Here is a 25,189-nt window from a genome sequence, read left to right as displayed (position 1 = left end):
GGGAAGCGAGTTCAGCGGTGTCAAAGTCGCCCCGGGCGATGGATCGACTATCGATTGAGTCGGTTGGCCTCACTCACTCTAGGCCTCTCTGGATTTGTTGAGCAGTTTCCGGCAGAAATTCACTTAGCGCGTGGTCACCGGCGGCCATGATGGCCTTGAATCCTTGAGCAAGCTTCGCAAAGGCTAGAACGCATTCTACGGCAATCTTCCCGGCCTCAGCGCGTTCCTGGCGAGAAGTGAATGAAAAGGCAGCGATGCCGTAAGCTGTTTCCACACCAGCGCCATTTAGGTTGACGTGACTGAAGACCAGGTATCGTTGTCCACGCTCATCCTGGTACTCACGCACGGACGCCGTCACTGGAATGACGCGGCCCTTCCAGGTCAAGAGGAAGGCGTTGACGGTTCCTCGGGCAAGGGTTCCGAGAGGAGCAAAGATAATCTGTCGACCGTCGTCGATAAGGCGCTTCTGGTAGCTCCATCGACCATTTGGCGGATCGGAAACGAGGTTCAGCATTGCTCTCCTTGAGAATCGATGAACTCACGTTAACGTGGGCTCCACACGCCCGGCCGTCCCGGCGTAGTCGTGCCCTGGTGGAGCAGTCTCTCGGGGCGGACCTCGCCGTCCCTTGAGTCCGTCGACCACTGGACGGGGCTGCCGCGCTGCTGGCGCCGTCCAGGTGGGAATGGGCTACCGGGCGCCCTGCCCGCGACGTCATCACGTCCTGATCCCGTTGCACGATCGAGACTGGCTCGCCACCTCGGCATGTGTCATCGTGGGCAGCCCCTGGTCGCGTCACGGACGGAGCGCATCGTGGATCGAGTGACCGGATGGAGCGCCGTCGCCGTCGCCGCGACCGTGACGGTCCTGTTCCTGACTCTGATGCAGGTGAGTAGCTGTGCCGATGCCGCCCATGGTGAGGGTACGAGCTCTTGCACGACCGAGCCGATGATCGGAGTCGCCGGCACATGGATCGCTGGCTTTACCGGTATAACTTTCCTGGCGGGATGATCGGCAAGCTCAGTCGTCAATATTCGATCAGCAGCCACGACGTGAAGGCAGTGTCGATAAGCATGAACGATTATAACCAGTCACCCGCACCATATGGAGACGGGCGTCCCGTGGCCCCTAACGAACGTCAGCTTGCGCCCTGGTGCGGATCCGCATTGGCTCTGCTCATCCTGGCACTGGTATTATTCCTCGGCGCAGTGATCGCTCTTGTGGTCGCAGTAGTGCAACTCTGGATCACCCTCTCCGAAGATACTGGTGTGGATATCGGCGTTGGGATTATCCTTGTAGTCTTCGTGGGATTGGTTCTTTCGGGGTGCGCCATAACCAGTGTTGCCTACAGTGAGCGTCGCCGCTAGATTGGTGGGCGCGGTGACAATGGCCGCGAATCGGATTTCTCAAGGGAAAAGGGGAGCCGCTGGTGAATGCGCAAATGAAACTCCTCTGCACCGGTGTTGCCTTTCTTAGTATCGGCTTCATCGCGACCGCTGTGGGTTCAATCTGGGTGATTTTCAGTCCGATAGACGGTGGTGTGAACTTCGGAGCCGGTGCAATGTGGGAACTGGGCATGCTTGTCGGGGTGGTCGGACTCGCGCTCTGCTCTGCCGCGGGAATCTCGCTCCGGCGACAGCATGCAAAACATCGCCCCGACAGGCAGCTGTAACGAAGCCATTCGTCGGAGACGCCTGCTCGCCTTCGGCGAGCAGTGCCGACGCGATTCGTCGAACCCTCGGGTTGGTTTCCCGGGAGCGCTTCCGTCAGCCGTCCAGCACCCCTGCAGCTGGGCCGCTGCAGGGCTGGTGGCTGCAGCCGCAGCCGCAACTCGTGGCGTCATCGCGGTAACGGTGCCGCGCGAGGTGGCTGGCCGTTGAGAAGCGGGGCGGCCACGTCAGGGGTACGCTCGCGCGGCGTGGACGATGATCTCAAGCGGTTCCAGCTGTCCCGGTGGTCGATCGCCTATCGGACGCGTCTGCCGCAGCGTGCACCGACCAGCAATCGGCTAGACATGGCAGGCTTAAGGCATGGGGTTGATGAAGCAGGTGCCGACGTGGATGGCGGGCGTCATCATGGCCGTCATGTTCGCGGGGGCTTGGTTCGGAGTGACTTTCATTACGACGCCGGAACTAGGCGTCGGAGCTCGAGCGCTTCTGTCCATCATCGTCGGCGCGTTCTACGGCATCTTCATGGGGATCTGGGTTGGCCGGACACGACGTGCTCATGGCCGGGTAGGGCAGCGTCCCGAGTTCAGCAAGGCTGTCCGTTTGGGCACCGTTCCATCGGACGTTGACATCGCCGATTGGCGGCGAGCGTTGCAATCTCGCCAACAGCAGTACCGCCCGCTCCGATGGTTGGCGCCGGTGTTGTACCTGCCGATGACGGCTCTCGCCATCTGGCTCGCCGTCACCGGCGAACCGCTTTTCTGGTTCGGTGCAGCATTCTTCATTGCGATTTTCGTCATCACTGTCGTGACCACGCCGCGGGTGCTCCGCAACACGGCGACGATGCTCACCGAGCTCGATCGACGCGAAGCAACGCAGCACTTCACGCAGTGACGGACGGTTGTCATAGCCGCCGAGGCGGTGAGCGCGTACCACTGGACTTCGCGGACGGTCTCGATAGGCGATCGTTGACCGGGCGCTCGGTGCGCGCCACCGTACACAGCGGCTCGCGGGTCACCCGCCGGACGTTGTCATGCATCATGAACGGATGTCGGAAGCACGAGCGGAAGCGTGGCCGGAACTCGCGGGGTTGATTCAGTCCTCGCCTGTGCACAATCAGGTCAGGCCGCCAAGGTCCGACTCTCGGACCGCCGACAAGCTCTCGCTCACCAATCGTTCCTATCTCGGGGCCCTCGCCCTGAACACGTCCGGTGTCCTCGTCGACAGTGGATGGCTCCGCCTCCTCGGCGGAAGCTCGGGGGACCAACTCCCCGGGCTTGACGAAGCGAATGCTGACGCTCGTGGCCTGCTCGTCGTCGGGTTCGATGTCCTGGGCGGCGTGTTCGCTCTGGACGGAGGTGCGTTGGGAACTGGCGACGGAGCGGTCCACCACTTCTCGGTGGACACGCTCCGGTGGGAGAACCTGGAGCTGAACCACTCCGCCTTCGTGTCAGCAATGCTGCGCGGAGCCACCACCGATTTCTACGATTCACTGAGGTGGCCAGGGTGGGAGGCTGAAGTTCGGTCCTTAAGGCCGCAAGAAGGGATCTCCGCGTACCCCTTCCCCTTCACCGCCGAAGGCAAAGACGTGGCCGCAGCAAGCCGCCGCGCGGTGCCGTTCGTGGAACTGATCAGACTCCACAACGACATGGTGCGACAGATTGACGGGCAGCCGGCGTCTTTGGTCCCCCTCCCGGTCTGGTCCACGTAACAAGATCCGCGTCGATCCAGACACGGAGTCAAATCGGCGTCCGATAGAGGATCGGCTATCGGACGCGATTGCTCACGCCTCGAGGCGGGTTCGTGCTCTCTCCCGGCGTCGAGCCGCCCGCCCTCGTGCCAGGATGACGCGGTGGAAGCCGAGCGACGACCCGACGAGCAGCACGACCACGACGAGCTCGATGCAGCGATACGGGCATGGACCGCATCGGCTGGCCCGTCCGTCGCAGGCATCGCCGTCACGGCCGTCCTGGCGGCATGCTGCGTGCTCGGCGCCGGCTTCTGCGCGCTCGTCGCCTTCGCCGGGGCAGGAGTCGGCATCGGGGACCCGGATGCCTACAACGGATGGGCGTGGACGGCGCTCGTAGCCGGCCTGGTCGGCGCCGCCGGCCCGGTCGCGCTCGCGGTCGTGACGTCCCGGAGCCGGCCGGGCAGCGCCAGTGCGCTCGCGACGTTCGTCGTCGCTGGAGTCCTCGTGGTGTTCGGCGTCCTGGCCGCCCTGGTGGGCGTCGGCGTCCTCGCCGGGTGACGACGGGCGCTCACCGCTGCGACAGCCGCGTCGACCATCGGCTACCGGATAGCAATTTGCCACGCGTCGACGACCGGACGAGCATCAGTCTTGGAGACGATTCCATCCAGCAGGCATGGGTACCGGTTTGGTCGCCGAGTTTGGAAGCCAGTCGTCCCAGTCGGCATTGAAGGGCCAGTCGGCACGACGCGTCCGTTCCATCAGCTGGTCGCCGACCGCACGCACGATTGCTGCGTCGGCAGGCGACACGGTTCCCCGCTCGACCATCCATGCCAACTCGTCGGCGTCCTTGAAGTTCGCTTGCCATGACGCCGTGCGCGGAACGCCGGACGCGACGATGTCGAGAGCCCAGTCCTGGGTGTCGAACCCAAGCGGTGTCCGCTGCCACGGCGTCTCGAGATTGCCATACCAGCGGTCGGCCCAGTCGAAGCCGTCGTGCCACCGCCACACGGACCAGGGCTCGTTCCAGCGATGCACTCGGACAACTGTGTCGCCGGCCCAGGTCTTCTCGGCGTAGCTGCCATCCCAGGTGTCATGCGCCACGATCCTCCCGTTCGGGCCCTGCCCGTGGCCCGCACGCGTGCGCATGGCCGATCCGGACGGAGTGGCAACGACAATGACGTCCCCGTCGTTCAGGACGGTGCCTGCCACCGCGAAGCCGACAGTGCGACCGCGGCCGGTGAAGTCGCGCACGCTCCGTAGGACGACGTTGCTGCCGCGCTCAAAGGGCGTCGTTCGTATATGGGGGCGGGACTCGGCGCCGGGAGGGAGCATGATCTCGACCCTAAGCGAGGAGCCATGGTCCCGGTGGGATCGATCCTCGACGGTTCAGGGGCGCTCGACCGTCGTCATGTTCCCAGAGGTTCGTTCCGACTGGCAGCTCTGTCGCCAGAACCCGTCGCGTCAACGTAGGAAACCGCCCTCGGATGTCCATGCGTGCTGTGAACAAGCGGCTTGTCAGGGGACGGAGCGCGCGTGGTCGAATCCGCGTCGCCATGGGCTACGACTTCTACTACGACGGAGTCCCATCGGTACAGCTGGGCCCCTGCGGGTGGACGCTGCGAAGTGATGTAGAAGAGTCCCGGCCAAGCGAGAGCGCCGATCGGCGGTCCGTCCGGGTCCGGGTTCGCCAACGTGACGCCGGCATCGTACGCAAGGTCTCGCCCTACGTGGAAAGGCAGACCGACCACGTTGGGGACGACGACGCGATCTGCGACACGGTCCATGCGGTTCACGCTATGCCGACGAGATCACGTCTGGAAGATCTTCGCCGGGTCGGGCTCCATCCGATCAACGATTGGCATGGACGGTCGCGAGTACCGCGCGCCCACGGGGTCAGCAGGCCTTGCGGTACGTGGCGTCGATGGGCTGGGGTTAGGCCGGGTGCCGGCGGTTAGATTTTCGCGAGGGCGCTAGCCGTTGCAACCGCAGCATCCCAGTCGATGGTCGCGTCAGCTGCAGCGGCATGGAACTTCACCCGGCCACGCACAGCAGCTTCTGTCGCCGTGTAGAGCGAGTTGTCGAACCCCGCGATGAGCGCCGCGACGGCGTCCTGCAGCCCCCGGTACGACTCGACGTCATGCGCGTCGACGTCGGCACTGAGCTTGCTCGCCGCGGCGGCCGCGCTCTTCCGCGCGTCGGCGGTCGCCTCGGCGCCGTGCTCAATGGCCCACGCGTGGAGCGCGGCCGAGAGCATGGCTGCCTCGTCGTGCGCGGTCCCTGAAAGGCTGGCGACCCGGGTGTAACGGTTCGCGGACATCTCGACGAGACCTTCCGACTCGAGCCTGGCAATCGCTTCCCGTACCGGAGTTCGCGAGACACCAAGCCAGCTCGTGAGCTCGTCGTCGTTCAGCCGCTCGCCCGCCTCGAGTGTGCCGTTCTCGATCGCCCCGAGCATCTGCTCGTAGACGACATCACGGAGAAGACGGCGGGGCCCCTGGCTGGTCTGAGACTTCGGAACAGGCATGCCGTGACCATATCCCGGATATCAGTTAACGGGTGTGCGGCCGCGCTAACGAGTCGCAGCTAGCCAGACCAAGCGCCTCGGAAGGCGATCGGTTATCGGAACGCTCAGGACGCTTCTGCCGTTTCGGCTACGGCGCCGCGGAGTGCAGAGATCCACTGATCGAAGGCGTCAAGGTGCGCGTCGTGAGATGCGCCCGTGAGATCTACGCGTCGAACAGCGCGCCCACGACTCACGAATTCGGCCTTCTGCTCTTCCGAGAACATGCCGCCATCCGCGTAGAGCACCAGGGTCGGCACCTCGACACTCTCCCACTCGGTCCACCGTGGCTCCCCGACAGCCTCGATCGTCTCCTGCATGACGTCCGCGTCGAAACGCGGATGCAAGCCATCGGCCCGTTCTTCGAGGCCGTCGACCCAAGCCTTCTCGAGGGGCCCCTCACCGAGAGCCGCCAAGGCTTCCGCTCGATCGGCAAACGGGACGGCCCAGGACCGGAAGAAGTCGCCGACAGCCTTGTGCTCATCAGCCGTCCCACCGCCCTGATTCCCCTCGAGCATCACGAGCTGCCGAACAAGGTCCGGACGAGCCGCGGCGAGGAGCATTGCTGTGTGTGCGCCCATCGACTGACCGACGAGGATCACCGGAACCGACGCCTCCTTCCCGACGATGTCAACAACGTCGGACACGTGCGCCTCGCGAGAGGTGTCCGCTGGCCTGGTCGTGCTGTGCCCATGGCCTCGCTGATCGATCAGAATGACCCGGCGCCCGGGCAGCCCGTTCGCAGTGTCGATGAACTCACGACCGCTCCCCGCGAGCCCATGCAGGACGACTACCGCTGGCTCAACGCCGTCGAAGACCCTGTAGGCGATCCTCACCCCGTCGTCGACTACCGTCTGCTTCGTTGCCGAGACCATGACGCGAGCCTAAGGGCACCGGTCTTCGCGCATCTGGACCCGTCCGGACAACGATCGGCTACCGGGCGGCGGTAGGGGTTGGGTCTAGTCCGCACGGTGGATGCCAACCCGGTATCAACACAGCTGCGGCCCGCGATCCGGCAGCCTAGGTGCCGGCCGTAGTCGCTGTCAGCCCGGCGACCGCCTCGCGAATGAGTTCGGTCTGCCCGGGGCCGCCGTGCCCCTCGTTCTCGACCACGTGGAGCTCGCTGCGCGGAAGGCGCTGATGCAGCCGCCATGGTGTGACGGCTGGTCCGCTGACGTCGCGACGGCCATGAATGAGCACGACCGGCACGTCCGCCAACCGGTCGGTGCGCGCCAGGATGGCCCGATCGCCGGACAGGAACCCATCGTTGGCCCAGTAATGCGTGACAAGCGTGCTGAACACCGCCCGCTCGACCGGGTCGTGGTGCATTGGCCCCGGTGTCCATGCCGGGTCGAGTGAGACGTGGGTGGACTCCCACGCATCCCAGTCGGCGGCGGCGCGGCCGCGATCGGCCGCGTCGGCCGGGTCAGCGAGCCGGCGGGCGTACGCCTCCACCACGCGCTCACCCTCCCGGCGACCCGATGCTGCTTCGAACGACGCCCAGGCCTCGGGAAAGATGCGGCCGACGCCCTCCGTGATCCAGTCCACCTCGTCACGGGACGTCGTAGTCACTGCTCCGACGACCACGCCGATGACCCGTTCGGGATGCTCAGCCGCGTACGCCAGCGCCAGGGTGCTGCCCCAGGAGCCACCCGTAATGATCCAGCGTTCCAGTCCGAGGAACGCGCGCAGCTCCTCCAGGTCGGCGATCAGCCGCTCGGTCGTGTTGCCGGCGAGTGAGCTGAGCTCGTCGGTGACCAGTGGCACACTGCGTCCGCAGCCACGTTGATCCACGCCGATGATGAGGTTGCGATCCGCATCGAACTTGCGTCGGTAGCGCTCCCCTCGCAGACCCGACCCCGGGCCGCCGTGCAACCACAGCACAGGCACGCCGTCGGCGCGTCCAGAGGTCTCCCAGTACAGGGACGCTCCATCACTCAGCGCGAGATGTCCGGAATCGAGTAGCGGAGGAACGGCATCGTCGCGGAAGGACACCTCGCGATGCTAACCGCGAGTCAATCCCGACCCCACACCGGCGACCATCGCGTCGGTGAGTTCCGCCAGGGTCTTCAGTCGCAGGTCCGCGAGGCGTGCTTCCGGTCGTTCAGCGTGAAGGTGGCCCCATGGGCCCCGCCGGATGAAAGCGGTCCGCATGCCGGCAGCGCGTGCAGGGAGGACGTCGTTGTCCAGGCGGTCACCGACGTAGAGGATTGCTCCCGGCTCGAGGCCAGCCTCTGCCACGACGCGGTCGAAGAACTCGGGTGAAGGCTTCTCCACGCCCCATGCTGCGGAGGACGCCAAGAAGTCCGGTGAGAAGCCTGCCGCGCGAAGCTGCGCTTCCACGCCCACCGGCTGATTTCCCGCGATCCCGACGACGAGGCCGCGCTCGTCGACCGCACGAAGGCACGGCAGCGCGTCCGAATAGAGGTCGGTTTCCTCGATCAGCCGCGCGCCCCGCGGGCTTCTCGACCCCGAGGAGCGCCCATACCCGGCGGTGGTCCTCACCACGCGCGATCAACGCGCCGAGCAGTCCCATCACGGTGAACGGGGTGACGCCTGCCGCTTCCGCTTGTCTGGACCAGGCGCGCGACTCATCAACGAGCGTCTCGCCGACGTCGAAGACGACACCGAGGACTCCTGCGGGTAGCTCGATCGGCACACCGCGATCCTCCCACCCGAAGCGGCTTCCCCAGCGAGCCCAGTGGTATCCGATAGCCGATCGCCTACCGGACGCTGGACGGGAAGCCAGCGGCGTTGGCCCACGGGTCACGTGGAGAAGATTCTACGGACGGCCTATCGGCCAAGGCAGCCTCGGATGAGCCGTCTGGGTCGGCGAAATCCCGCTCCCCCTACCCGTGGCTTTCAGCTCTCACTTCACCAGCGTTGCCGTCCAGAGTGCCTAGTGCTTCCCGCAACTTTCGCGAACTACCAGCTCGTGCGGCACGGTCGTATGCAACTCAAATGTCCCGTCAGGCTCGGTGAGCTTGCGAAGGCAATATCTCGCGATTGGCTCGAACGGCACCTGAATGGCAGTCAGTGGCGGCGATGTGAAGCGGGAGGCGAGCGTCCCGTCAAACGAGATCAACGCGACCTCGTCGGGCACACGAAGGCCCAATACTTCAGCGGCGCGGATCACGCCAAATGCTTGAACGTATCTCCCCTTTGCAAGTCACTCATCTCCACGTACTCGTACAGTCCCCGACTGGCGACGGCCGGAACCCCTACAGGGGGCCCCGGCCGTCGTCTTCAGCGATACCGCAGCGGATTCCTAGCCTGCAAACCGCCAGCTTGTTAACCCCAGCAAGATAAGCACTGTGACACTTAGAATGAGGATGATGCTCCGAGGAGAGCGAGACTGGCGCTCACCATTCTTAATCCTGCGTGCGTTATTGCCCCAACGATTGCCTAGGAAGATTGAGCCCCCGATGGCAACCGCAAATGCTAAAATCGTCAGAATTGTCTGCAAGGGATTGCTCAAACGAATCTACTACCAATCTTTCCCACAGTGAGCAGGAAGTCAATGTACGCGACGCCATTCCCGGCACCCTGCCCGTACTCATCACCGATGAACTGCGTTCCGACTCCCACAACACACGCAACACCTGCTCCGACAAGGACACCTGGCCCGGTTGCTGCCAGCGCCAGGTCGATGCCGGCAGACGCGACTGCACTGGACCCGCAAGCGTCTGCGTAGGTTCCGAACGACGACAGATTTCCTGTCGGGTCCGCCGAGTTGATCGGGTCGTCTCCGGCGTAGGCATAGCGGTTCGCGTTGGTAGGGCTGAGGGGTGCGTCGAGGGTGTCGCGTTGGATCCATCCGCCGGTGCCGCTGGTCTGCCACCGGTACCCGAACTCGGTCATCCCGTTGTCGTCACTCGAGCGGAGCCCGGTCTTGAACCCGTAGGGATTCTGCTGCCACTGCGCGCTGTCGGAGCCAATGCCGACGGTCTCAGCGCCATACGGGGCATAGGACACCGTGTACGCCGTCTTCCCCGTGTCCGCGATCGCGGCGGCGGGGCTGCCGGTGCCGTCGAGGATCCACATGCTCGTGGTCCCGTCGGTGGTCTGCAGGTCCAGCGGCTGCCCAGTGGTCGGGTCGCTGATCACTGACGCGGTCCCGGCCCCGGCGACGGTCCGGTTGGCGATCACGGGAACGCCGTTCTGGTCGATGGTGCCATACGTGTAGTCATACGCCGAGCCCCCGTCCGTAACCTGGTGGAGGAGCTTGTTCAGGGGTGACACACGCCGCCCCTGAGGCGGCGTCGGGATCGCCTGCCGCCGGTCCTCCCCCAGGCGGGCAGCATCCGGGCCAGAAATGACCGTCTGGGATGAGCTACCCGTTGCGGTCATCGGCGCTGGCCCCGTCGGTCTCGCCGCGGCCACGCACCTGCTCGAGCAGGGCCGACCCGTCGTTGTCTACGAAGCCGGCAACTCCGTCGGCACGTCGGTGCGATAAGACGCGTGATGCCCCGGAGCGCGGCTCCGGGGCATCACATCGGTGTCCTATCCGGCGCGACGACGCAGCTGGCGCCGACGGAGCACGACGAGCGTGATCCCTGCAAGCAGGAACAGGATCGCTGCGATGCTCACACCGGTGAGGTGGGCTCCGGTGTAAGCGAGCCGTGACGCGCTCGGGTTGGATACAGGCGGGTCAGCAACGACGGTCGTCCCGCCCGTCCCCGCGGACGGAGTCGAAGCGTTGCCACTACCACCGGTACCGGCACCGCTGCTGGCTGCAGGGTTGCCCTGCCCTGCCCTGCCCCTGCGGTTGCTGTCGGCGCCGTGGAGCTGGACGGCGTCGGCGCCGGCGGCGTGGCGGACGGGGTCGGTGTCGCGGAGGGCGCCGCTGCGGTGGGCACGATGCGAGCGACGGCGCCGGTGGTGGTGTCAAGCAGAACTTCACGCTGCTGCGGGTGCGTGAAGTCGAACATGCCCTGGACGGAGCCGGCACGGGCGTCGAAGGACGCGTCGCCGATCCGCCCGGTGGACCAGTTGTCTTCGATGAACTTCGTGATCGACGTCTGCTCGATCGCGGTGTGGTCGATGTCGTTCTGCTTCGCGAACGGTGAGATGACCAGGAACGGCAGACGTTGCGAGGGTCCGCACCGGTCGAGGTACCCGCCAGCGATGCTGCCTGCCGCGGTCGCGGTGGTGCAGACGGTCGAGTCGTTAGCGGTGTCGGTCGAGCCGTTCAGGATTGTCGGGGCGACGTGGTCGTACCAGCCGTCCGAGTCGTCGTAGTTGATCACGATCGCCGTGCTGGACCACTCCGGGGACTGCTGGATCTTGTTGATCTCGCTCGTCAGGAACTTCTGCTCGTCGAGCGGGTCGGAGTAGGAAGCGTGGCCGTCCTGCGCTGCGGGGGCCTTGAGGAACGACACTGCCGGCATCTGGTGCGCGGCGAGGGCGGTGTCGAAGGCGGAGAGGTCGTACTGGTGGTTCGCCTGGTCGGAGTGACCGATCATGCTGGTGCTCGTCGGAGCGAGGTGGTGCGGGTTGGCCGTCGACTGGTAGTACGCAAACGGGTTGTGGTGCGGTGAGTAGTCGACGACGGTTGCGCCGCCGGTGTTCAGGGTGGTTGCGTCGCACCTGGCGTAGGTGCCGTCTCCCGCGTACGCGGTCGTCGGGGTGAAGCCGCCCTGGAACCAGCCCCAGCTGACGCCCTTCGCGTTGAGGAGGTCCCCGATGTTCTTCCCTGACATCTTCAGCAGATTGCCGGTGGAGACGTGGTCCTTGTCGGAGCAGTCGTCGTACGCGGGGTCGGTGTCGCTGATGACCGTTCCGGTTCCAGCGGCGTCCTTCGCCACAACGACGTTGGACGCCGTGTTGGTGGCTCCCGTGACGGAGTCGACGCCGGCGCCGCCGTGGGTCTGGCCGCTGATCAGGTTGAGAGCTCCGGGCGTCGAAGGACCGAAGGTGGTGTCCCACGCGTTGTCGCTCATGGCGTAGTTCTGCGCGTAGTTCCACAGACCCGTGACCGTGTTGCCGTCGAAGTAGTCCATGGTCAGTCCGGGTTTGCCGTACTGGCCGGTGCAGGTGTCGACCGAGGTGTTCTGCACGAACTGGTCCATTTTGCCGTCGTTGACGGCCTTCTGTTCCTCGACGTACCCGTGGTGCTGGTCGCAGGTCAGGGCCTGCTGGGGGGTGAGCCGTGACGGGTTGTACGTGTTCGGGTTGTTCGTGAGGGCACCTGACGACGTCAGCGTGTTCACCGACGGGGTGCCCGCGGCAGCGGTGAAGGGTGTGCCGTTGGCGTTCGTGGCGGTGGGGTAGGTGCCGAAGTAGTGGTCAAACGAGACGTTCTCGTCGAAGAGCACCACGACGTGCTTGATCGGGGTCGTGGTGTTCTGGGAGTTGTCGGCGGCGGACGCGGACTGCGGGATGGCGATCGCCGCTCCTGCAACGGCGGCGAGGGCCATGGTCGCCAGCGCAGCGTGTTGGATGCGCCGCTCGGAAGGTCGGAACACGTGGGAGCTTGGAGCGACCGATTGCCTGACCATCGGGTAACGCCCGTCCACCTTCGTCGAGTAGAAACGATCACCGTCGCATTCGGTGGGGGATGTTCTCGTGAGCCGTGATGTCGGTCGTCTACAGTTCGTGTCGTCCGCCAGCTAACTTGTCCGACTCCCACTCAACGTGTCTGAAATACGGACGCGGACACGATGTTTGGCAGTACGGACGGGCCAAGTTGACTAGGGGCGGGTCAAGCCTTCGTGTGTCGCGAGGCGTCCGTATTGCGTGCGTGAAGTGAGATAGTTCGCGGACCACCTATGTGAGACGGGTTCGCCCCGGAACAATCAGGAGTCGGGCAGGGCGTGGAAGAACTGACCGTGCGGGCCAACGATGGCGACGGGTGTGCCATTGATCGCCAGGACCGTTCCATTCTCGACTGCTGCTGGTAGCTGCGCCGCGACTTCCGGCAGTACCGACTTGCCCTCGTTGCTGATCCACACGGCACCGCTGGCGCGCATCTTGCCAACGAACGACTCCCGCGCGGACGGGCTCAGGTACACGAGCACCGCACTGTGGAACACCACCAACGTCGTGTCCGCCGGCGCCTGCGCGACCACTTCCGTGAACGCTTCGTTCAGGTCGCCAGCCACGAGCAGCGGCCGCTCTGCCGCGACGACGGATGCGGCCGCGTGCAGGTTCCGGCGGCGCTCGTCATGCTCGGGCCACACGAGCGTTTCCAACCAGTGCAGCGACACCGGGTCCGCGACATCGAGAGGGTTCAGGTCGATGCCAGCACGCCAAACAACATCCGGTAGACGCTTCGGAGCCGCTCGCCCACGCAGCTCAGTCTCGATGACAACGGGGCTGCCTTCCGCCGGTGCCAGTTCGTGAACTCCGCTCTCTGTGGTGAAGCGGTAGGCGTACTTGTCCGGGAACAAGCACAACCCTGCGGACGCTCCGACTTCGAGCAGCGCGATCGGTCCGCGGATCTTCGCAAGTTCTGGCAGGAGCACGGCGCACCGGCGGACTTCGTTCGTCTGCGTCGCGTGGGTGAGTGCGATCCCGCAGATCGCATCCCACCTGGCAACGAACTCGCTCCTCGCTTCCTGGTAAGTCACGAGAGGAACACCAGCCATCCGTGCCGATGCGAAGACGAGGTTCGGTTGCCGCTTCGACGAGGGCAGCTCCTCGATCAGCTTCACCATGTCCTCATCCGCCGTGACACCAGTCGCCCAGTCGAAGTACAGATCGGAAACACCCTGCGCCTCGACCTGCGCCCACGCTAGGTACTTTTCCCCAGTCACACCCACAGACGCATCCTACGGAGAGCCCATGCCGCGCCCGGTAGCCGATCGGCTACCGCGACGCTGGCCGGCGTTCTCCGGGCCCTTCGCCGCACCTCCGTCCGGTCGATACGGTCGGGACATGGGAGAGCGAGATCTAGCAGGTGCGGTGGTCCGGTCGGCGACGATTGGTGATGCGGAGGCGATTGCACGCGTGCACGCCTCGTCTTGGCGCGAGACCTGCGGTCACCTGGTGGACGACCTCGACAGTAATCCGTGGTTCGACGTCGAGCGGCGAATCGGTATGTGGCGATCGAACCTCGAAGGAGACATCTTGACAACCATGGTTGCCGTCGATGCAACGGGCGTGATCGGGTTCGCCGCGGTCCAGAACACTGCCGAAGAACCCGACGCGGTCCGGCCGGAGGAGCTGGGCATGCTTTACGTACTCGCGCGTGCCCACGGAAGTGGAGCAGGGCAAGCTTTGTTGGACGCTGTGCTCGGACAGCGACCCGCATCATTGTGGGTTGCAGCTGACAATCCCCGAGCGCACTCGTTCTATCGGCGTAACGGCTTCAATTCTGACGGTGCCACATCTAGCTTCGGCCCGATCGGAGCGACCGTGCGACTTGTCCGCTGACGGATCGGACAGCGAGACACCCTAATCAGCCCCGTCGGCACCCGTCGGCGCCCTGCGTCGTAGTAAGAGCGTGGGCCCGACCGGTTGGTCGGGCCCACGCAATTAGTGATGCGGGGCATGCGCCACAGCATGATGCAGCCGGTGAACACCAGGAACGGTCCGAGGACCGCGATGGGCAGCGGCGTCGCCGCAGCGAGCAGGGTGAGACCGATGATCGCGAGCCCCACGATGATGAGGAACACGGCCGCCGGTCGTGCCGCTCGTGCCGTGGTGTGCGCTGACATGGTGTCCTCCTCCGCGGTCAGTAGACGAAGTTAAACGGCTGCGTCGACTTCTGCAGTTCTAGCTTGGCGCCCCCGGTGCTACCGGATAGGCCGCGCCAGGACGCGGCTACGGACCCGACGGAGCCGCCTTCGATGGCATCGTACGTGAACTGGGCCGCACCGTCGTAGTGGTTCAGCGACAGCTGAGCCCGTTGAGGAAGACTGAGGCTGCACAGCCTCGCTGCGTACCGCGGGGTCGCGTACTTCATCGTTGCGTGTATCGCCGGAGCTGCTTTGCTGATGACTGGCAGCGTCCGAGCATGGCGCGGCGCGAGGGGGCTTCCCGCGCTCATCCCCCTCGGACGCATCGTCGCCATCGGTTGTATCGGCGAGCCGATCGACATCTCGACCGGTCAAAGCTTGAGTTCGAACATCACCGGTGCGGCAATCATCTGCGCAGCCGCCCTCCCGGCGGTACTCCTGATCCTGCCCCGAAAGGACACTGCCTAGCGGTCATCGGCTACCAGGCGGAACGAGCGGCCGGGCTGTTTCGCTTAAGCAACCCGATTGGGTGCGTCATGAAGCGGCCCCGTTGTCTGCGGTTTCGCGGGACCGGTCGAGGAGAACGCAAGTCAGACCGCCGGTAAGCACGAACGCGACTGCGGCCGCGAGGAGGCGCGCCTCGGTGTAGCCCGGGGTGATGAAGTACCCAGCGGTGGCGGCGAGCACGGCGACGGATGCGGCGACCCCCAGCTCCCGGATGTGTCGATGATCCCAACCCCACCACAGGCTGAGCATGACCAGCACCGCTCCGGTGACGAGGGCAATCGGGCGGGCTCCGAACGTGATCCCGTACCGCAGCGACAGTGACGGGACCGCGAAAAGCACCAAGAACCAGCCGATGGACCGTGTGGCCGACGCCACGACCAGCCCCCTGAGCATGTTCCCCCGCACCGCCAACCATCGGCTCAGCGCCAAGACTGCCCCGGCAACCGCGGCGCCGGGTGCCCAGTCGGCGGCGTGTCCGAGGTTGTACAGCGTGGCGACGTCGTAGACCGCGAGCACCAGGTACCCGAGCGCGCCGACAGAGAACGCGAGGGACACGAGACCGGGCGGCTTCCCCGTGCCCGCGGCGAGCGTCGGCAGTAGGAGCGGTGTGACGATGCCAGAAGCCACGCGGATGACGAGATCGGTCGCCGTGTACGGGCTCGCGAAGTCCAGCTCGATCAGGCAGAACGTGATCGTGAAGGAAGCCGACATCAGCCACCGTACGGCGAGGACCCGCGCGAAGACCTGCTGGCCGCACCAGCGGCACACCAGCAGGTACGCGAGCATCACAAACGGCAGCTCCAAAGCGGCCTGTACGTGAAGAACGGTCCAGGACCAGGCGGGGAGTGCCCAGGCAATAGACCCTAGGTCAGCGAGATTGAACCAGCCGGACGGCAGGTAGCGGGTCACCGGTCCGGGGTTGCCGTGCCAAACCTGATCGACGAACGCCGTGACCAGGATCTGGTTGACGAAGAACAAGGCAACCGTTACACCGAGCCAAGTACCGGGATGGCGCCACACGCCGGGCGCATGCTGCCGGCGCGCTGGCCGCGCGCGCGGCACGCACAGCACCGCGGTGGCGGCCGCGATCACGAGCACCACTTCGAGCACGTATTGCCCCATCGATGGATCGTAGGACGCCGGCACCGATCAAGCCGAACGCGAGGGCGCGACTGGCACGAAGGACACATCCCCAGCTCGCTCAGGCCAGAGCAAGGGCAGCCTTCCGACAGCTATGGCTCGTGCTGTGGTCGAACCGCCATCGGTCGTGCGAGGTGTCCAATCGATATCCTCGGCGGATACGCGACATCAGCGATGCGGGGAGGTTCATGCGAGCATCGCATTCATGAGTGATTTCCCTCCGCAATTGCCGAGCCTCGCAGGACGTCTGGTGAGGCTGCGCGAGTGGCGGCCATCGGACGTAGCAGTCGTTCAGGAGGCTTCGCGGGATCCGCTCATACCTCTCATCACGACGGTGCCCGTCACAGACGGAAAACCAGAAGCCCTCGCGTTCGTCGAACGGCAGAGTGCGCGCCTGAGAACCGGGGCTGGATACGCCTTCGCCATCGCCAATGCCAATGACGTAGCCGTTGGTCACGTCGGGTTGTTCTTCGCTTCGGGGCAGCGGACGCGCGCCAGCGCAGGCTATTGGGTAGCGAGGTCGAGCCGTCGTAGGGGGTATGCCGCCGATGCATTGCAAACGATCACGCGACGGGCGCGCACGCATGACGATCTTGATCGCTTGGAGTTGTATATCGAGCCCTGGAACGAGGGTTCCTTGCGGGCTGCGGAGCTAGCCGGCTACCAGCGCGAGGGTCTGATGAGAGCGTGGCAACGAGTCGGTGGCGAGCCTCGCGACATGCTCATGTACGCACAGCTCAATCAGCATGTCGCTCGAAACGCAGGGGCCACGGTATGAGCTGCGCACCCGGTGGATCATCCTGCTGCGGGTATCGCGCTCACCTCGATGCCCGCAGCAGGATCCGCGAGCGGGACTCGCGCACAGGCCGAGCGGGATGGACGGACGGTAAGCTCCGATCGACTGAAACCGGGCGAACTTGCACAGTGACGAGGGGGAACACTTGGACCAGCGCAACATGCTCCGGGGAATCGGAATCGCACTGGTTCTGAGCATCACTCTGGGAGTGAGCGCCTGCTCCGCCTCGAGCGATGAGAAAAACTGGCGTGTCCCATCTTCCTCTTCCACGGCAAAGCAATCGACGCCTGCCGACGCCTCCCATCCAACCGATGCAGCATCGCCTTCCGACGCGGACTCGAGTGGTCAGGCAGCCGCCGTGACGACGCCTCTGGGCGACGCGACCCAGGATTGGCCCGCAACCGATCTCGGTCAGCGTCAGGGTGCAATGGGCCAGGCAACCGAGGAAACGCCCGGCGTCTACCGGTACGTGGCCGCAGCCAACGACACCACCTCAGGCCTGCTCGAGCGGTTCGACCTCTGCCAAATCGACATCGCGCTCTCGTACGAAGCCGACGGCGGCCAGCTCACCGCAGGTCACGCCATCACCGTGCAAAGACACCTGACTGACGGACAAGGCAGCGACACGACCGACGACCACCGAGGCTGGAAGTGCACCTACCCCGAGCAGCCCCGCACCTCGCGGACGGGTTAAGCCCGCGGAAGATCTGCGCCACCACTTTCGGATGCTGTCGCTATGACTGCCCGCCCGCCCCAAGCAGCACGGCGGCCATCAGCACATCGAAACGCGCCCGGTAGCCGATCGGCTACCGGAACTCCGACCTGCTGCCCTGCAAAAGCGGGAACCAGTGTCGGTCGCGAAGCGGAGTCCCCGGATCTTCAAGACTGAGCCAGTTGCCCGGGACACTAGGTTCTGCGTCCGTTACCCACACTCCGAAGTGGGCGAGCGGCGCTGGCCAGGGGTAGTCGTCGTCGGCTGCATCCACAACGTTACGGACCGCGCCGAGGAAGCGGGCCTGCCGCGTTGTACCAGTCACCTGAACGACCAAGTCGGCCGCCGTCGAGGCGCCGTCCGGGTCGCCGAGCGCGACGGCGCGAGTGGGGAGATCGAGCTTTCCGGTGCCGCCTCGGGGGACACAGAAGGCTCGGTCATCCCGGCGCAGCAGGAGCCGCACCAGGCACATCGGGACTTGCGGTTGCCCACCACGAACTGCTTGCGCCCGCCCGCCCGGGGGTAGCCAGGGCGCGTCGGCATACTCGACGACCAGGGTCTCTCGTTCGTCACCCACGTTCCGAGCGTAAGGGCGGGGGCGTCTTGGCTGCGCTCAGCCCTCTTGACGTGTCGGGTTGAGGATCGACTACCGCACGCCACGGCCAGATCGGGTTCCCGCGAGAATGCAGGGGTCGCAGGTCTCAACACACCTGCCCGGCGATCTGGCCGCCGTCGGCTCTTCCCATGAGTTACGGCGGAGAGACCTTTGGGGGCACGCGCTCCGGATCAAGGCTTAAGGGTGTCAGCCTCTGTCGTTAGCGCGGCTGCGAGGTCGGCTTCCGAGGGCAGGGCCGCTCTGACAGCGGGCGGGAGGAGGTCGTAGCTGGCGACGCCGATTGGGTTTTGCTGTCCCGCGAGTGAGTACCGGACGACGGCGTCGTTCTTGTCCGCGACCAGCAGCAGGCCGACGGTGTCGGCGTGCTGGGGGCGGCGGAGCTTGTCGTCGACGAGCGCAACGTAGAAGCCGAGCTGGCCGAGGTACTCCGGCTTGAACTTCCCGGTCTTCAGTTCGATGACGACATACCGAAGCTGTTCGACGTGGAAGAAGAGCAGGTCGACGTAGAAGTCGTCCCCGTCGACGTCGAAGTGCACCTGCCGACCCACGAACGCGAATCCCTCCCCGAGCTCTCGGAGCGTGTCGATAATGCGGTCGACGAGTGCCTGCTCGAGGTGGCGTTCCTTCGCGTCCCCGTCGAGGGCGAGGAAGTCCAGCACGTACGGGTCCTTCGTGATCTGCTGCGCCAGATCCGAATCCCCCGGCGGAAGCACCTCGGCGAAGTTCGTCGGCGCCGCCTGCAGCCGCGTGTGCGCCGCGGAGCGGATCTGGTGCTCAAGCACGTTCCGCGACCACCCCTGCGCCGCGGCTCGCCCCGCGTACCAGTCGCGGAGCTCGTGGTCGTCGAGTCGGTCGAGGAGGACGGTGATGTGCCCCCAAGGCAGTTGTCCAACAGGCTGTTGGACGACTGCATCCGACGCCCACTCTCCCGCGAACCGGCGCATGTAGAACAGGTTCGCCCGCGAGAATCCCTTCATCTCCGGGAACTCTGCCCGAAGGTCAGTCGCGAGCCGGCCGATGACGTTGCTTCCCCACCCTTCATCGTCCTGCCGCTGCAGGATGGTTGCGCCGATTCCCCAGTAGAGACGGATCAGTTCCGTGCTCACGCGGCGTTGCGCAGTGAACCGAGCAGCGCGCACTTGCTGCTTCAGCTCTGCAAGCGCAGCGGCGTACCCGGATACGGCTGGCGTCGAATCAAACATCACCGCTTAGTCTGCCCGACCTCCCGACAACAAGAGGGCCAAACAAAGCGTTCTCCGGGACCAGCTATGCCAGGGTAGATGCGACCCCCGAGTGAAAGGCGACCTCCACATGGCGCAGAAAGTCACCACGCACCTCGTCGACGACCTGACCGGCGACACCATCGATGAGGGCAAGGGCCGCACCATGTCCTTCTCCTTCGATGGCAACCACTACGAGATCGACCTTGCCGACAACAACGCAGATGCGCTCCGCGAAGCGTTCTCCGACTACCTTGCTGCCGCGCGGAAGGTCAGCGGTAGCCGTCAGGGCCGCACCAGCGGCGGGACGGCCAGGCGAGGCAACTCGGACGAGCTCGCGAAGATCCGCGAGTGGGCAAATGCGAACGGTCACGAGGTCTCGAGCCGTGGCCGGATCAGCCAGGCCGTCCGCGACGCGTACGACGCCGCACACTGACTCCACCCCCCCATGCAGAAGAGCCGGCCACCCTTCGCGGCGGCCGGCTCTTCTCGTCGGCGCCGATATGACGCAGTTATGTCACTCGATCTAAGCGGAAGTTCTGCCTGCGCCTGGCTCAAATCCGTCTGGTGGTGCTCTCGGAAATCTCCATTCGGGCGTTGCGCATGAGTGAGGGACGGCTCAACGAGCCGCCCCTCACTGTCATCTTGACTGGCGATTACTGGCGAACGAGCAAGCGGTCGATGTCCGGTGCTGTCCCACCGCCAGCGTCGAGCCGGACGGTGTTCGTTCCCGCCTGCAAGTCGACGTACACGGTCTTCGTGCTGACGTCATCCGAGGAGGCGGTCGCAGGGAAGGTGACGGTCCGGGTCGGACCGCCGTTGACCGAGAGAAGCGCACTTCGGGCGCTGGTCGCGGCGTAGCGGATCTGCAGAGTGGTGGAACCCGCTGTCGAGGCGTTCACGTTGGTGAAGGTGAGCGTCGAGGCGCCGGTGATGGACCCGACCTTGCTGCCGGAGCACTCGCTGCCGTTGCAAGCGGTCACCGCGGCGTTGCCAGTGCGTGTGACCGAGCTCGCCTCTGCTTCGTAGGAGGATTCGAGGATGATCCGGTCGATGTCCGGAGCGAAGCCACCAGGTGCAGCGGCGATCGTGACGGTGTTGTTGCCAGCGTTGAGTGTCACTGGCACGTCGACGTCGCGAACAATGCCGAAGCCATCGGGAGTGCCGCCGCTGGCGTTGCCCGACCGGGGCGGTGCGACCGTCACGGGAGCACCACCGTTGACCGCCAGGGTGAACGATCGCGGGTCGGCGCTGAGGTAGCCGACCCGGAGGATCTTCGCGCCGCCGTTTCCGCCGGGCACGGTGTTGAAGCGGACCGAGGCGCCGTTGGTGAGGTTCCCGATCTTCGTTCCCGAAGAGCAGCCGGCGCATGATGCGCTCGACGCCCCGCCGGTGAGGGTGTTTCCGCTTGCTTCTGCTTCCAGCACGGTGTCACTCGTGCCCAGGATCGGCAGCGGATTCTTGCTGATCTGCACGGCCATGCCGCCATGCGTGCGGAGGGGGATCGCGAGGGTATCGCTTGCGGTGACGGTGCGGGTTTCCTTGGTGATCTGACGGTCACTGGAGCCGTCGCGGAAGATCGTTGCCGTGTAGCTGCCGCTGCCCAGGAAGTTCAGCGGGATGGACGTGGTGCGGGCGCCGTCGGCGATGGCGCCGAGGTACCAGTCATTGCCGGATCGCCGGGCGATGGTGGCGTAGTTGCCGGGGAATCCCTCGACGACCTTGCTCTGGTCCCAGACGGTCGGGACTGCGCGGAGGAAGTGGCGACCGACCCATGTCTCGTACGCGGCGTTCGAGTCAGCGAAGTGCTGCATGGCGGAGGAGAACACGACGCTGAGGGCGAGCTGGTGGGCTTGGGTGGTGTTCAGCGAGTCGATGGAGAACACGACCGGGGTCATGTCCATCCCACCGACGACGTTGCGAGTGAACGGGTAGGTGGCGTCATCGGCTGCGGTGGGAGCGCGGTCGTACTTGTACTGCTCGCTCCCGAGGATCGCTTCGCTGGTGATGATGTTCGGGTACGTCCGGTTCTCTCCGGACGGCTTGGTCGAGCCGTGGAAGTTCACGAGCAGGTGCGCCTTCAGGCCCGCGGCGGCGATGCGCTGGTAGAGCGCCATGGTGTCCGCACGGTCGGACTGCATGAAGTCGATCTTGATACCGGCAACACCGCGGTCGACGATCGTCTGCAGAGCGCTGTCGAGTTGCGTCTGGGTGAAGTAGCTGCCGTCGCTGTTGGTGAAGTCGCCCTTGTTCTTCCAGATGAACACGCCGATGCCGTGCTTCTTGCCGTAGGCGGCGATGGTTTCGACGTCCCCGTTGCTGTCGTTGTAGCAGCAGTCCACGGTCACGTACTGCATGCCGAGCTCTTCTGCCGAATCGACGTACGACTTCTGCGAGAGCACCATGTTGTCGCCGTCGCTGGCCTTCTCTTCGTTCGACCACCACGACCAGGTCGCCTTGCCCGGCTTGATCCAGGACGTGTCCGTCCCGCTCGCTGGCGCCGGGTTGAGGTCAGTGATGAGGTGGGTGTTCGTGAGGGTGTCCAAGCTCGAGCTGGTGACGATGACCCGCCAAGGAGTGTTGAACGTCCCGCCCGTCGGTACGGCGACATCACTGCTGACGGTGGAGAACACGTTCGTGTCCGGACCGGGCAGCTGGGTCTTCAGCTCAGTGTTGTTGTCGCCCTGGGCGTCGAGGCGCACGGCGGGGTACAGGCCATCGTTGTCGTAGACCCCTGCCTCGCTGATGAGCAACCAAGCAGCGTTGTTGCGGAGACTCCCGAGGGTGGGCATCGCAAAGTGTCTGGTCCCCATCGACGAGGACGACACGTACGGGTAGCGCTCTTCGTAGTCCTTCGCGTCCCGGTAGTCGCTCGCCCACAAGCCTGTACCGGACGGCAGCTTGAAGGTGGTGGCCTCTCGTGTGATGGACGTCGTTCCGACGCCGCTGACCTTGTACTGGAACGCAACACCGTCGTTCTGCGCACGGACGACGACCTGTACCTGCGCTGCCCCGCGGTGGTAGGTGAGCGTCATCTCGTTCGCCGACGACGTGACCGGTCCGTTGAACGACTCGACCAGCGAGTAGGACTGATTCACCTGTCGATCGCTCTCTCCATCGAAGGACAGACCAGTCGAGAGGTCGGTGGCCGCGGTGACGATCCCGAGCTTCGAGGAGTCGATGACGCTCTGTCCGCCTTGGAGCACGCTGTAGGTGAGCGAACCGTCGTCCTCGTTGCGAACGGACAGTGAGGTGGACCCATCCGGTGAGGCCACGGTGTGGGTGGTGAGCGCCTCTGCAGGCGCCGCCACGCTGAGGATGCCCGCGGCCGCAAGCAACGATGTGCCCACCGTCACTGCTACCAGCTGTCGGAAATGCATGATGATGATCCCCTCTCAGGAGGCGCCCCTGTGCGCCCTCCGGGAGTCAACCGCGTGTTAATTCACATTGTCAAGTATTGCGCGGAACTCGAGCAGGAGAGTGTTCGCGGGGTTCAACACGGGAAGGGGCACGCCGGCTACGGCGAGCACGGCGCCACTGAGCTCCACGGGTTCGGTGCCGATGAGCCAGGAGGGAGCTGCGACCTGGTGGAAGCTCGGTTCGCCGAGATCAGTACGCGCCGTGACGCTGTACCGGAGCGCGGGATCCAGGCCCGGGATCCGTACGCGGGGACTGTGCGCCGTCGCGGAGGTCTCCAGCCGGGACCAGGCCGCCAGGGCCCAACGGCGGTCGGGGCTGGCCACGGTGGTCAGTGCTGCGCCCTCGTCGAGCCCGTCGGCGTGGCTGGTGGTCCCGCCGTGCAGCAGGGGTCGGAACTCGCGGTACATCGCCGACCACGCCCGGAGACGCTGGAGCTCTTCCTCGCTGCACTGCGTGATGTCCCACTCGAGGCCTGCGTGCCCGAAGAGCGCGGTGGTGAGACGGAATGCCAGGCTGGTCGAGCGGTGCGTCGTGTGTGCCTCCTCGGGTCCCACATGTGCGCCGACGAGCTCGGGAGGGAGAAGCAAGGCGGTGTGGCGCTGCACCATCATCCGTTCCAGCGGATCGTTCGTGTCCGAGGGCCACACACGTTGCACGTGCTGCATCGCACCGGCATCGACACGCCCGCCACCGCTGGCGCAGGACTCGATCTCGAGCCCGGGGTGTGCGGCGCGGAGGGTGTCGATGAGGCGGTAGAACGCTTGCGTCTGCAGATGAGTCGCGAACCGACCGGTGCGCCGCGAGACGAGATTGGTGAGGTCACGGTTGTGGTCCCACTTGATGAAGTCGACCTGCCAGGCGGCAACGGCTTCATGCAGATGCGTGAGGATGTAGTTGAAGGCATCCTGGTTCGTGAGGTCCAGACCGAACTGGTGCCGGAAACTCCGGTCATCAGGGGACCCCAGGACCCAATCGGGGTGTTCGACTGCGAGTTCGGACTCGGGGTTGATCATCTCCGGTTCGAACCACAGTCCGAACTGCATCCCTCGATCGTGCACAGCGCTGGAGAGCGACCCGAGGCCCTCCGGCCACGTCTCAGGATCCGCGGACCAGTCCCCCAACCCACGCGTGTCGTCACGGCGCCCCCGGAACCACCCGTCGTCGAGGACGAACCGTTCGACACCGATGTCCGCCGCCCGGTCCGCGAGGGCCAGAAGCCGCTCCAGGGAATGGTCGAAGTACACCGCTTCCCAGGTGTTGAGCGTGAGGGGTCGAGGGGACCGGGGGTACGCGAGGTTGGCGCGACCCGACCGGTGCATCGCGTCCGCGACGCCGTCGAGCCCCCGGTTGGAGTAGACGAACAGTGCGTCCGGCGTCTCGTAGGTCGCACCCGGGTCGAGACGGACTTCTCCGAGTTCCAGCATCTCCCCGACCGTGAGCATCCCGGTCAGCGCACCCGCGCCCTCGGGAAGGCGCTCGAACAGCTGTTCCTGGTTGCCACTCCACGCGACGTGTGCTGCCCACACCTCCCCATGCCCGAATCCGAACGAGCCCGTCCCGACGGCGGTGATGAAAGCCGCGTCGTGCCCCGGCCGGCCACGATGCGTCGCTCGTCGCCACGTCCCATCCCCTACCTGCCGACGCTGTGATCGTCGCTCACCGCTCCAGCGACCAGTGAAGTCGACCAGGTCCCGTGCGCGTTGCGGTACGGGCATCGACAGACGCAGAGCCGACACGTCGATGACAGCATCGGAGGTGTTCTGAACTCGCGCACGCACCACGAGGACGCTCGAGGACCGAAGCTCGTACGTGACCTGGATGAGGACGAGGCCGTCAGTGTCGGCAACCTCGAAGAGGGCCTTCGTCGAATCGGCGCTGTGGTCAGCAAGGACGTACCCCGCAGCGACCGTGCCGGCTCGGTGCCACTCCACCCCCGGCGTTCCAGACCAGTCGTCCTGCCTGCCAGGGAGGATGGAGACCCGTCTCGGAGCGTCAGAAGAACTGTTCATCGTGGCCGGGTCACTCGTCCGCACCACGTCAGCAAGCACGCCCGGGTCATCCGGAAGGGCGGTTCCCCAATAGCTGACCGAGGGCAGCCCCTGCACGTCGATTACAACGCTCACCGCGGCGTTGTGGAGGTGGATCGGCATAGCGCCCACCTGCTGGTCATCTGGGCGATTCG

Annotated in this window: 22 protein-coding genes and 1 pseudogene; 9 read left to right on the top strand and 14 right to left on the bottom strand. The window is 65.4% G+C overall.

Going from position 1 to position 25,189, the window contains the following annotated elements:
* Window positions 1-73 precede the first annotated feature (73 nt).
* The gene (locus tag AAEP86_RS01425) at window positions 74-514 is read right to left on the bottom strand and encodes a hypothetical protein (RefSeq protein WP_420367082.1); all 441 of its coding nucleotides are present in this window, start codon (window positions 512-514) and stop codon (window positions 74-76) included.
* A 491-nt stretch (window positions 515-1,005) separates the two neighbouring features.
* Here AAEP86_RS01425 and AAEP86_RS01420 point away from each other — a divergent pair, with 491 nt between their 5' ends.
* The 4 genes from AAEP86_RS01420 to AAEP86_RS01405 all read left to right on the top strand — a co-directional run bounded on the left by AAEP86_RS01420 (window position 1,006) and on the right by AAEP86_RS01405 (window position 3,913).
* A complete protein-coding gene (locus AAEP86_RS01420; RefSeq protein ID WP_420367081.1) occupies window positions 1,006-1,365 on the top strand; it encodes a hypothetical protein in 360 nt (119 codons plus the stop codon).
* A gap of 663 nt (window positions 1,366-2,028) precedes the next feature.
* The gene (locus tag AAEP86_RS01415) at window positions 2,029-2,559 is read left to right on the top strand and encodes a hypothetical protein (protein WP_420367080.1); all 531 of its coding nucleotides are present in this window, start codon (window positions 2,029-2,031) and stop codon (window positions 2,557-2,559) included.
* A gap of 154 nt (window positions 2,560-2,713) precedes the next feature.
* Window positions 2,714-3,376 carry a DUF2625 family protein gene (locus tag AAEP86_RS01410; protein ID WP_420367079.1) on the top strand — a complete coding sequence of 221 codons (663 nt, stop codon included), beginning with the start codon at window positions 2,714-2,716 and terminating at the stop codon, window positions 3,374-3,376.
* A 141-nt stretch (window positions 3,377-3,517) separates the two neighbouring features.
* Window positions 3,518-3,913 (top strand): hypothetical protein, encoded by a 396-nt coding sequence (locus AAEP86_RS01405; protein WP_420367078.1) that lies wholly within the window; start codon window positions 3,518-3,520, stop codon window positions 3,911-3,913.
* 84 nt (window positions 3,914-3,997) lie between these two features.
* Here the strand turns inward: AAEP86_RS01405 and AAEP86_RS01400 are convergent, their stop codons facing one another.
* From AAEP86_RS01400 to AAEP86_RS01370, 7 genes are all read right to left on the bottom strand, one after another.
* Complete coding sequence (locus AAEP86_RS01400; protein ID WP_420367077.1) at window positions 3,998-4,606, bottom strand: DUF402 domain-containing protein; 609 nt, start codon at window positions 4,604-4,606, stop codon at window positions 3,998-4,000.
* 700 nt (window positions 4,607-5,306) lie between these two features.
* The gene (locus AAEP86_RS01395; protein ID WP_420367076.1) at window positions 5,307-5,879 is read right to left on the bottom strand and encodes a GntR family transcriptional regulator; all 573 of its coding nucleotides are present in this window, start codon (window positions 5,877-5,879) and stop codon (window positions 5,307-5,309) included.
* Between the two features lie 104 nt (window positions 5,880-5,983).
* Window positions 5,984-6,790 carry an alpha/beta fold hydrolase gene (locus AAEP86_RS01390; protein WP_420367075.1) on the bottom strand — a complete coding sequence of 269 codons (807 nt, stop codon included), beginning with the start codon at window positions 6,788-6,790 and terminating at the stop codon, window positions 5,984-5,986.
* Between the two features lie 145 nt (window positions 6,791-6,935).
* Window positions 6,936-7,910 (bottom strand): alpha/beta fold hydrolase, encoded by a 975-nt coding sequence (locus AAEP86_RS01385; protein WP_420367074.1) that lies wholly within the window; start codon window positions 7,908-7,910, stop codon window positions 6,936-6,938.
* Window positions 7,911-7,919: 9 nt separating this feature from the next.
* A complete protein-coding gene (locus tag AAEP86_RS01380) occupies window positions 7,920-8,423 on the bottom strand; it encodes an HAD family hydrolase (RefSeq protein WP_420367073.1) in 504 nt (167 codons plus the stop codon).
* Between the two features lie 391 nt (window positions 8,424-8,814).
* On the bottom strand, window positions 8,815-9,051 hold the full coding sequence (locus AAEP86_RS01375; protein WP_420367072.1) for a substrate-binding domain-containing protein: 237 nt from the start codon (window positions 9,049-9,051) through the stop codon (window positions 8,815-8,817).
* 338 nt (window positions 9,052-9,389) lie between these two features.
* Window positions 9,390-10,157: an RHS repeat-associated core domain-containing protein gene (locus AAEP86_RS01370; RefSeq protein WP_420367071.1), complete on the bottom strand. Its 768-nt coding sequence runs from the start codon at window positions 10,155-10,157 to the stop codon at window positions 9,390-9,392.
* Window positions 10,158-10,230: 73 nt separating this feature from the next.
* Here AAEP86_RS01370 and AAEP86_RS01365 point away from each other — a divergent pair.
* Window positions 10,231-10,368, top strand: a pseudogene (locus AAEP86_RS01365) (FAD-dependent oxidoreductase); the annotation flags it as partial.
* Between the two features lie 133 nt (window positions 10,369-10,501).
* Here AAEP86_RS01365 and AAEP86_RS01360 read toward each other — a convergent pair.
* A complete protein-coding gene (locus AAEP86_RS01360) occupies window positions 10,502-12,334 on the bottom strand; it encodes a phospholipase C (RefSeq protein ID WP_420367070.1) in 1,833 nt (610 codons plus the stop codon).
* A gap of 378 nt (window positions 12,335-12,712) precedes the next feature.
* On the bottom strand, window positions 12,713-13,672 hold the full coding sequence (locus AAEP86_RS01355) for a DUF2332 domain-containing protein (protein WP_420367069.1): 960 nt from the start codon (window positions 13,670-13,672) through the stop codon (window positions 12,713-12,715).
* Between the two features lie 121 nt (window positions 13,673-13,793).
* Here AAEP86_RS01355 and AAEP86_RS01350 point away from each other — a divergent pair, with 121 nt between their 5' ends.
* Window positions 13,794-14,291 carry a GNAT family N-acetyltransferase gene (locus tag AAEP86_RS01350; RefSeq protein WP_420367068.1) on the top strand — a complete coding sequence of 166 codons (498 nt, stop codon included), beginning with the start codon at window positions 13,794-13,796 and terminating at the stop codon, window positions 14,289-14,291.
* A gap of 839 nt (window positions 14,292-15,130) precedes the next feature.
* Here AAEP86_RS01350 and AAEP86_RS01345 read toward each other — a convergent pair.
* Window positions 15,131-16,225 carry a hypothetical protein gene (locus tag AAEP86_RS01345; protein WP_420367067.1) on the bottom strand — a complete coding sequence of 365 codons (1,095 nt, stop codon included), beginning with the start codon at window positions 16,223-16,225 and terminating at the stop codon, window positions 15,131-15,133.
* A gap of 112 nt (window positions 16,226-16,337) precedes the next feature.
* Here AAEP86_RS01345 and AAEP86_RS01340 point away from each other — a divergent pair, with 112 nt between their 5' ends.
* Both AAEP86_RS01340 and AAEP86_RS01335 read left to right on the top strand, forming a co-directional pair.
* Window positions 16,338-17,021, top strand: a complete 684-nt coding sequence (locus tag AAEP86_RS01340) for a GNAT family N-acetyltransferase (RefSeq protein WP_420367066.1) — start codon at window positions 16,338-16,340, stop codon at window positions 17,019-17,021.
* Between the two features lie 163 nt (window positions 17,022-17,184).
* Window positions 17,185-17,733: a hypothetical protein gene (locus AAEP86_RS01335; protein ID WP_420367065.1), complete on the top strand. Its 549-nt coding sequence runs from the start codon at window positions 17,185-17,187 to the stop codon at window positions 17,731-17,733.
* A gap of 804 nt (window positions 17,734-18,537) precedes the next feature.
* On the opposite strand, the gene AAEP86_RS01330 is transcribed toward AAEP86_RS01335, so the two are convergent.
* Window positions 18,538-19,569: a PDDEXK nuclease domain-containing protein gene (locus AAEP86_RS01330; RefSeq protein ID WP_420367064.1), complete on the bottom strand. Its 1,032-nt coding sequence runs from the start codon at window positions 19,567-19,569 to the stop codon at window positions 18,538-18,540.
* A 109-nt stretch (window positions 19,570-19,678) separates the two neighbouring features.
* Here AAEP86_RS01330 and AAEP86_RS01325 point away from each other — a divergent pair, with 109 nt between their 5' ends.
* Window positions 19,679-20,023, top strand: coding sequence for a histone-like nucleoid-structuring protein Lsr2 (locus AAEP86_RS01325; RefSeq protein ID WP_420367063.1), 345 nt, complete (start codon window positions 19,679-19,681; stop codon window positions 20,021-20,023).
* A 220-nt stretch (window positions 20,024-20,243) separates the two neighbouring features.
* Here the strand turns inward: AAEP86_RS01325 and AAEP86_RS01320 are convergent, their stop codons facing one another.
* Together AAEP86_RS01320 and AAEP86_RS01315 are read right to left on the bottom strand one after the other, a co-directional pair.
* Window positions 20,244-22,967: a glycoside hydrolase family 97 catalytic domain-containing protein gene (locus AAEP86_RS01320; RefSeq protein ID WP_420367062.1), complete on the bottom strand. Its 2,724-nt coding sequence runs from the start codon at window positions 22,965-22,967 to the stop codon at window positions 20,244-20,246.
* 57 nt (window positions 22,968-23,024) lie between these two features.
* Window positions 23,025-25,157: an alpha-galactosidase gene (locus AAEP86_RS01315; RefSeq protein WP_420367061.1), complete on the bottom strand. Its 2,133-nt coding sequence runs from the start codon at window positions 25,155-25,157 to the stop codon at window positions 23,025-23,027.
* Between the last annotated feature and the right edge of the window lie 32 nt (window positions 25,158-25,189).

The organism is Curtobacterium sp. L1-20 (assembly GCF_048755855.1).
Classification (GTDB): Bacteria; Actinomycetota; Actinomycetes; order Actinomycetales; family Microbacteriaceae; genus Curtobacterium.
Note: the sequence above shows the minus strand (reverse complement) of the source record. Positions and strands in the feature narration are given on the sequence as shown.

Coding starts and splice junctions, on each gene's coding strand:
- AAEP86_RS01425 (WP_420367082.1), bottom strand. CDS start 514: ATGCTGAACCTCGTTTCCGATCCGCCAAATGGTCGATGGAGCTACCAG.
- AAEP86_RS01420 (WP_420367081.1), top strand. CDS start 1,006: ATGATCGGCAAGCTCAGTCGTCAATATTCGATCAGCAGCCACGACGTG.
- AAEP86_RS01415 (WP_420367080.1), top strand. CDS start 2,029: ATGGGGTTGATGAAGCAGGTGCCGACGTGGATGGCGGGCGTCATCATG.
- AAEP86_RS01410 (WP_420367079.1), top strand. CDS start 2,714: ATGTCGGAAGCACGAGCGGAAGCGTGGCCGGAACTCGCGGGGTTGATT.
- AAEP86_RS01395 (WP_420367076.1), bottom strand. CDS start 5,879: ATGCCTGTTCCGAAGTCTCAGACCAGCCAGGGGCCCCGCCGTCTTCTC.
- AAEP86_RS01390 (WP_420367075.1), bottom strand. CDS start 6,790: ATGGTCTCGGCAACGAAGCAGACGGTAGTCGACGACGGGGTGAGGATC.
- AAEP86_RS01360 (WP_420367070.1), bottom strand. CDS start 12,334: ATGGCCCTCGCCGCCGTTGCAGGAGCGGCGATCGCCATCCCGCAGTCC.
- AAEP86_RS01350 (WP_420367068.1), top strand. CDS start 13,794: ATGGGAGAGCGAGATCTAGCAGGTGCGGTGGTCCGGTCGGCGACGATT.
- AAEP86_RS01345 (WP_420367067.1), bottom strand. CDS start 16,225: ATGGGGCAATACGTGCTCGAAGTGGTGCTCGTGATCGCGGCCGCCACC.
- AAEP86_RS01340 (WP_420367066.1), top strand. CDS start 16,338: ATGGCTCGTGCTGTGGTCGAACCGCCATCGGTCGTGCGAGGTGTCCAA.
- AAEP86_RS01330 (WP_420367064.1), bottom strand. CDS start 19,569: ATGTTTGATTCGACGCCAGCCGTATCCGGGTACGCCGCTGCGCTTGCA.
- AAEP86_RS01325 (WP_420367063.1), top strand. CDS start 19,679: ATGGCGCAGAAAGTCACCACGCACCTCGTCGACGACCTGACCGGCGAC.
- AAEP86_RS01320 (WP_420367062.1), bottom strand. CDS start 22,967: ATGCATTTCCGACAGCTGGTAGCAGTGACGGTGGGCACATCGTTGCTT.
- AAEP86_RS01315 (WP_420367061.1), bottom strand. CDS start 25,157: ATGCCGATCCACCTCCACAACGCCGCGGTGAGCGTTGTAATCGACGTG.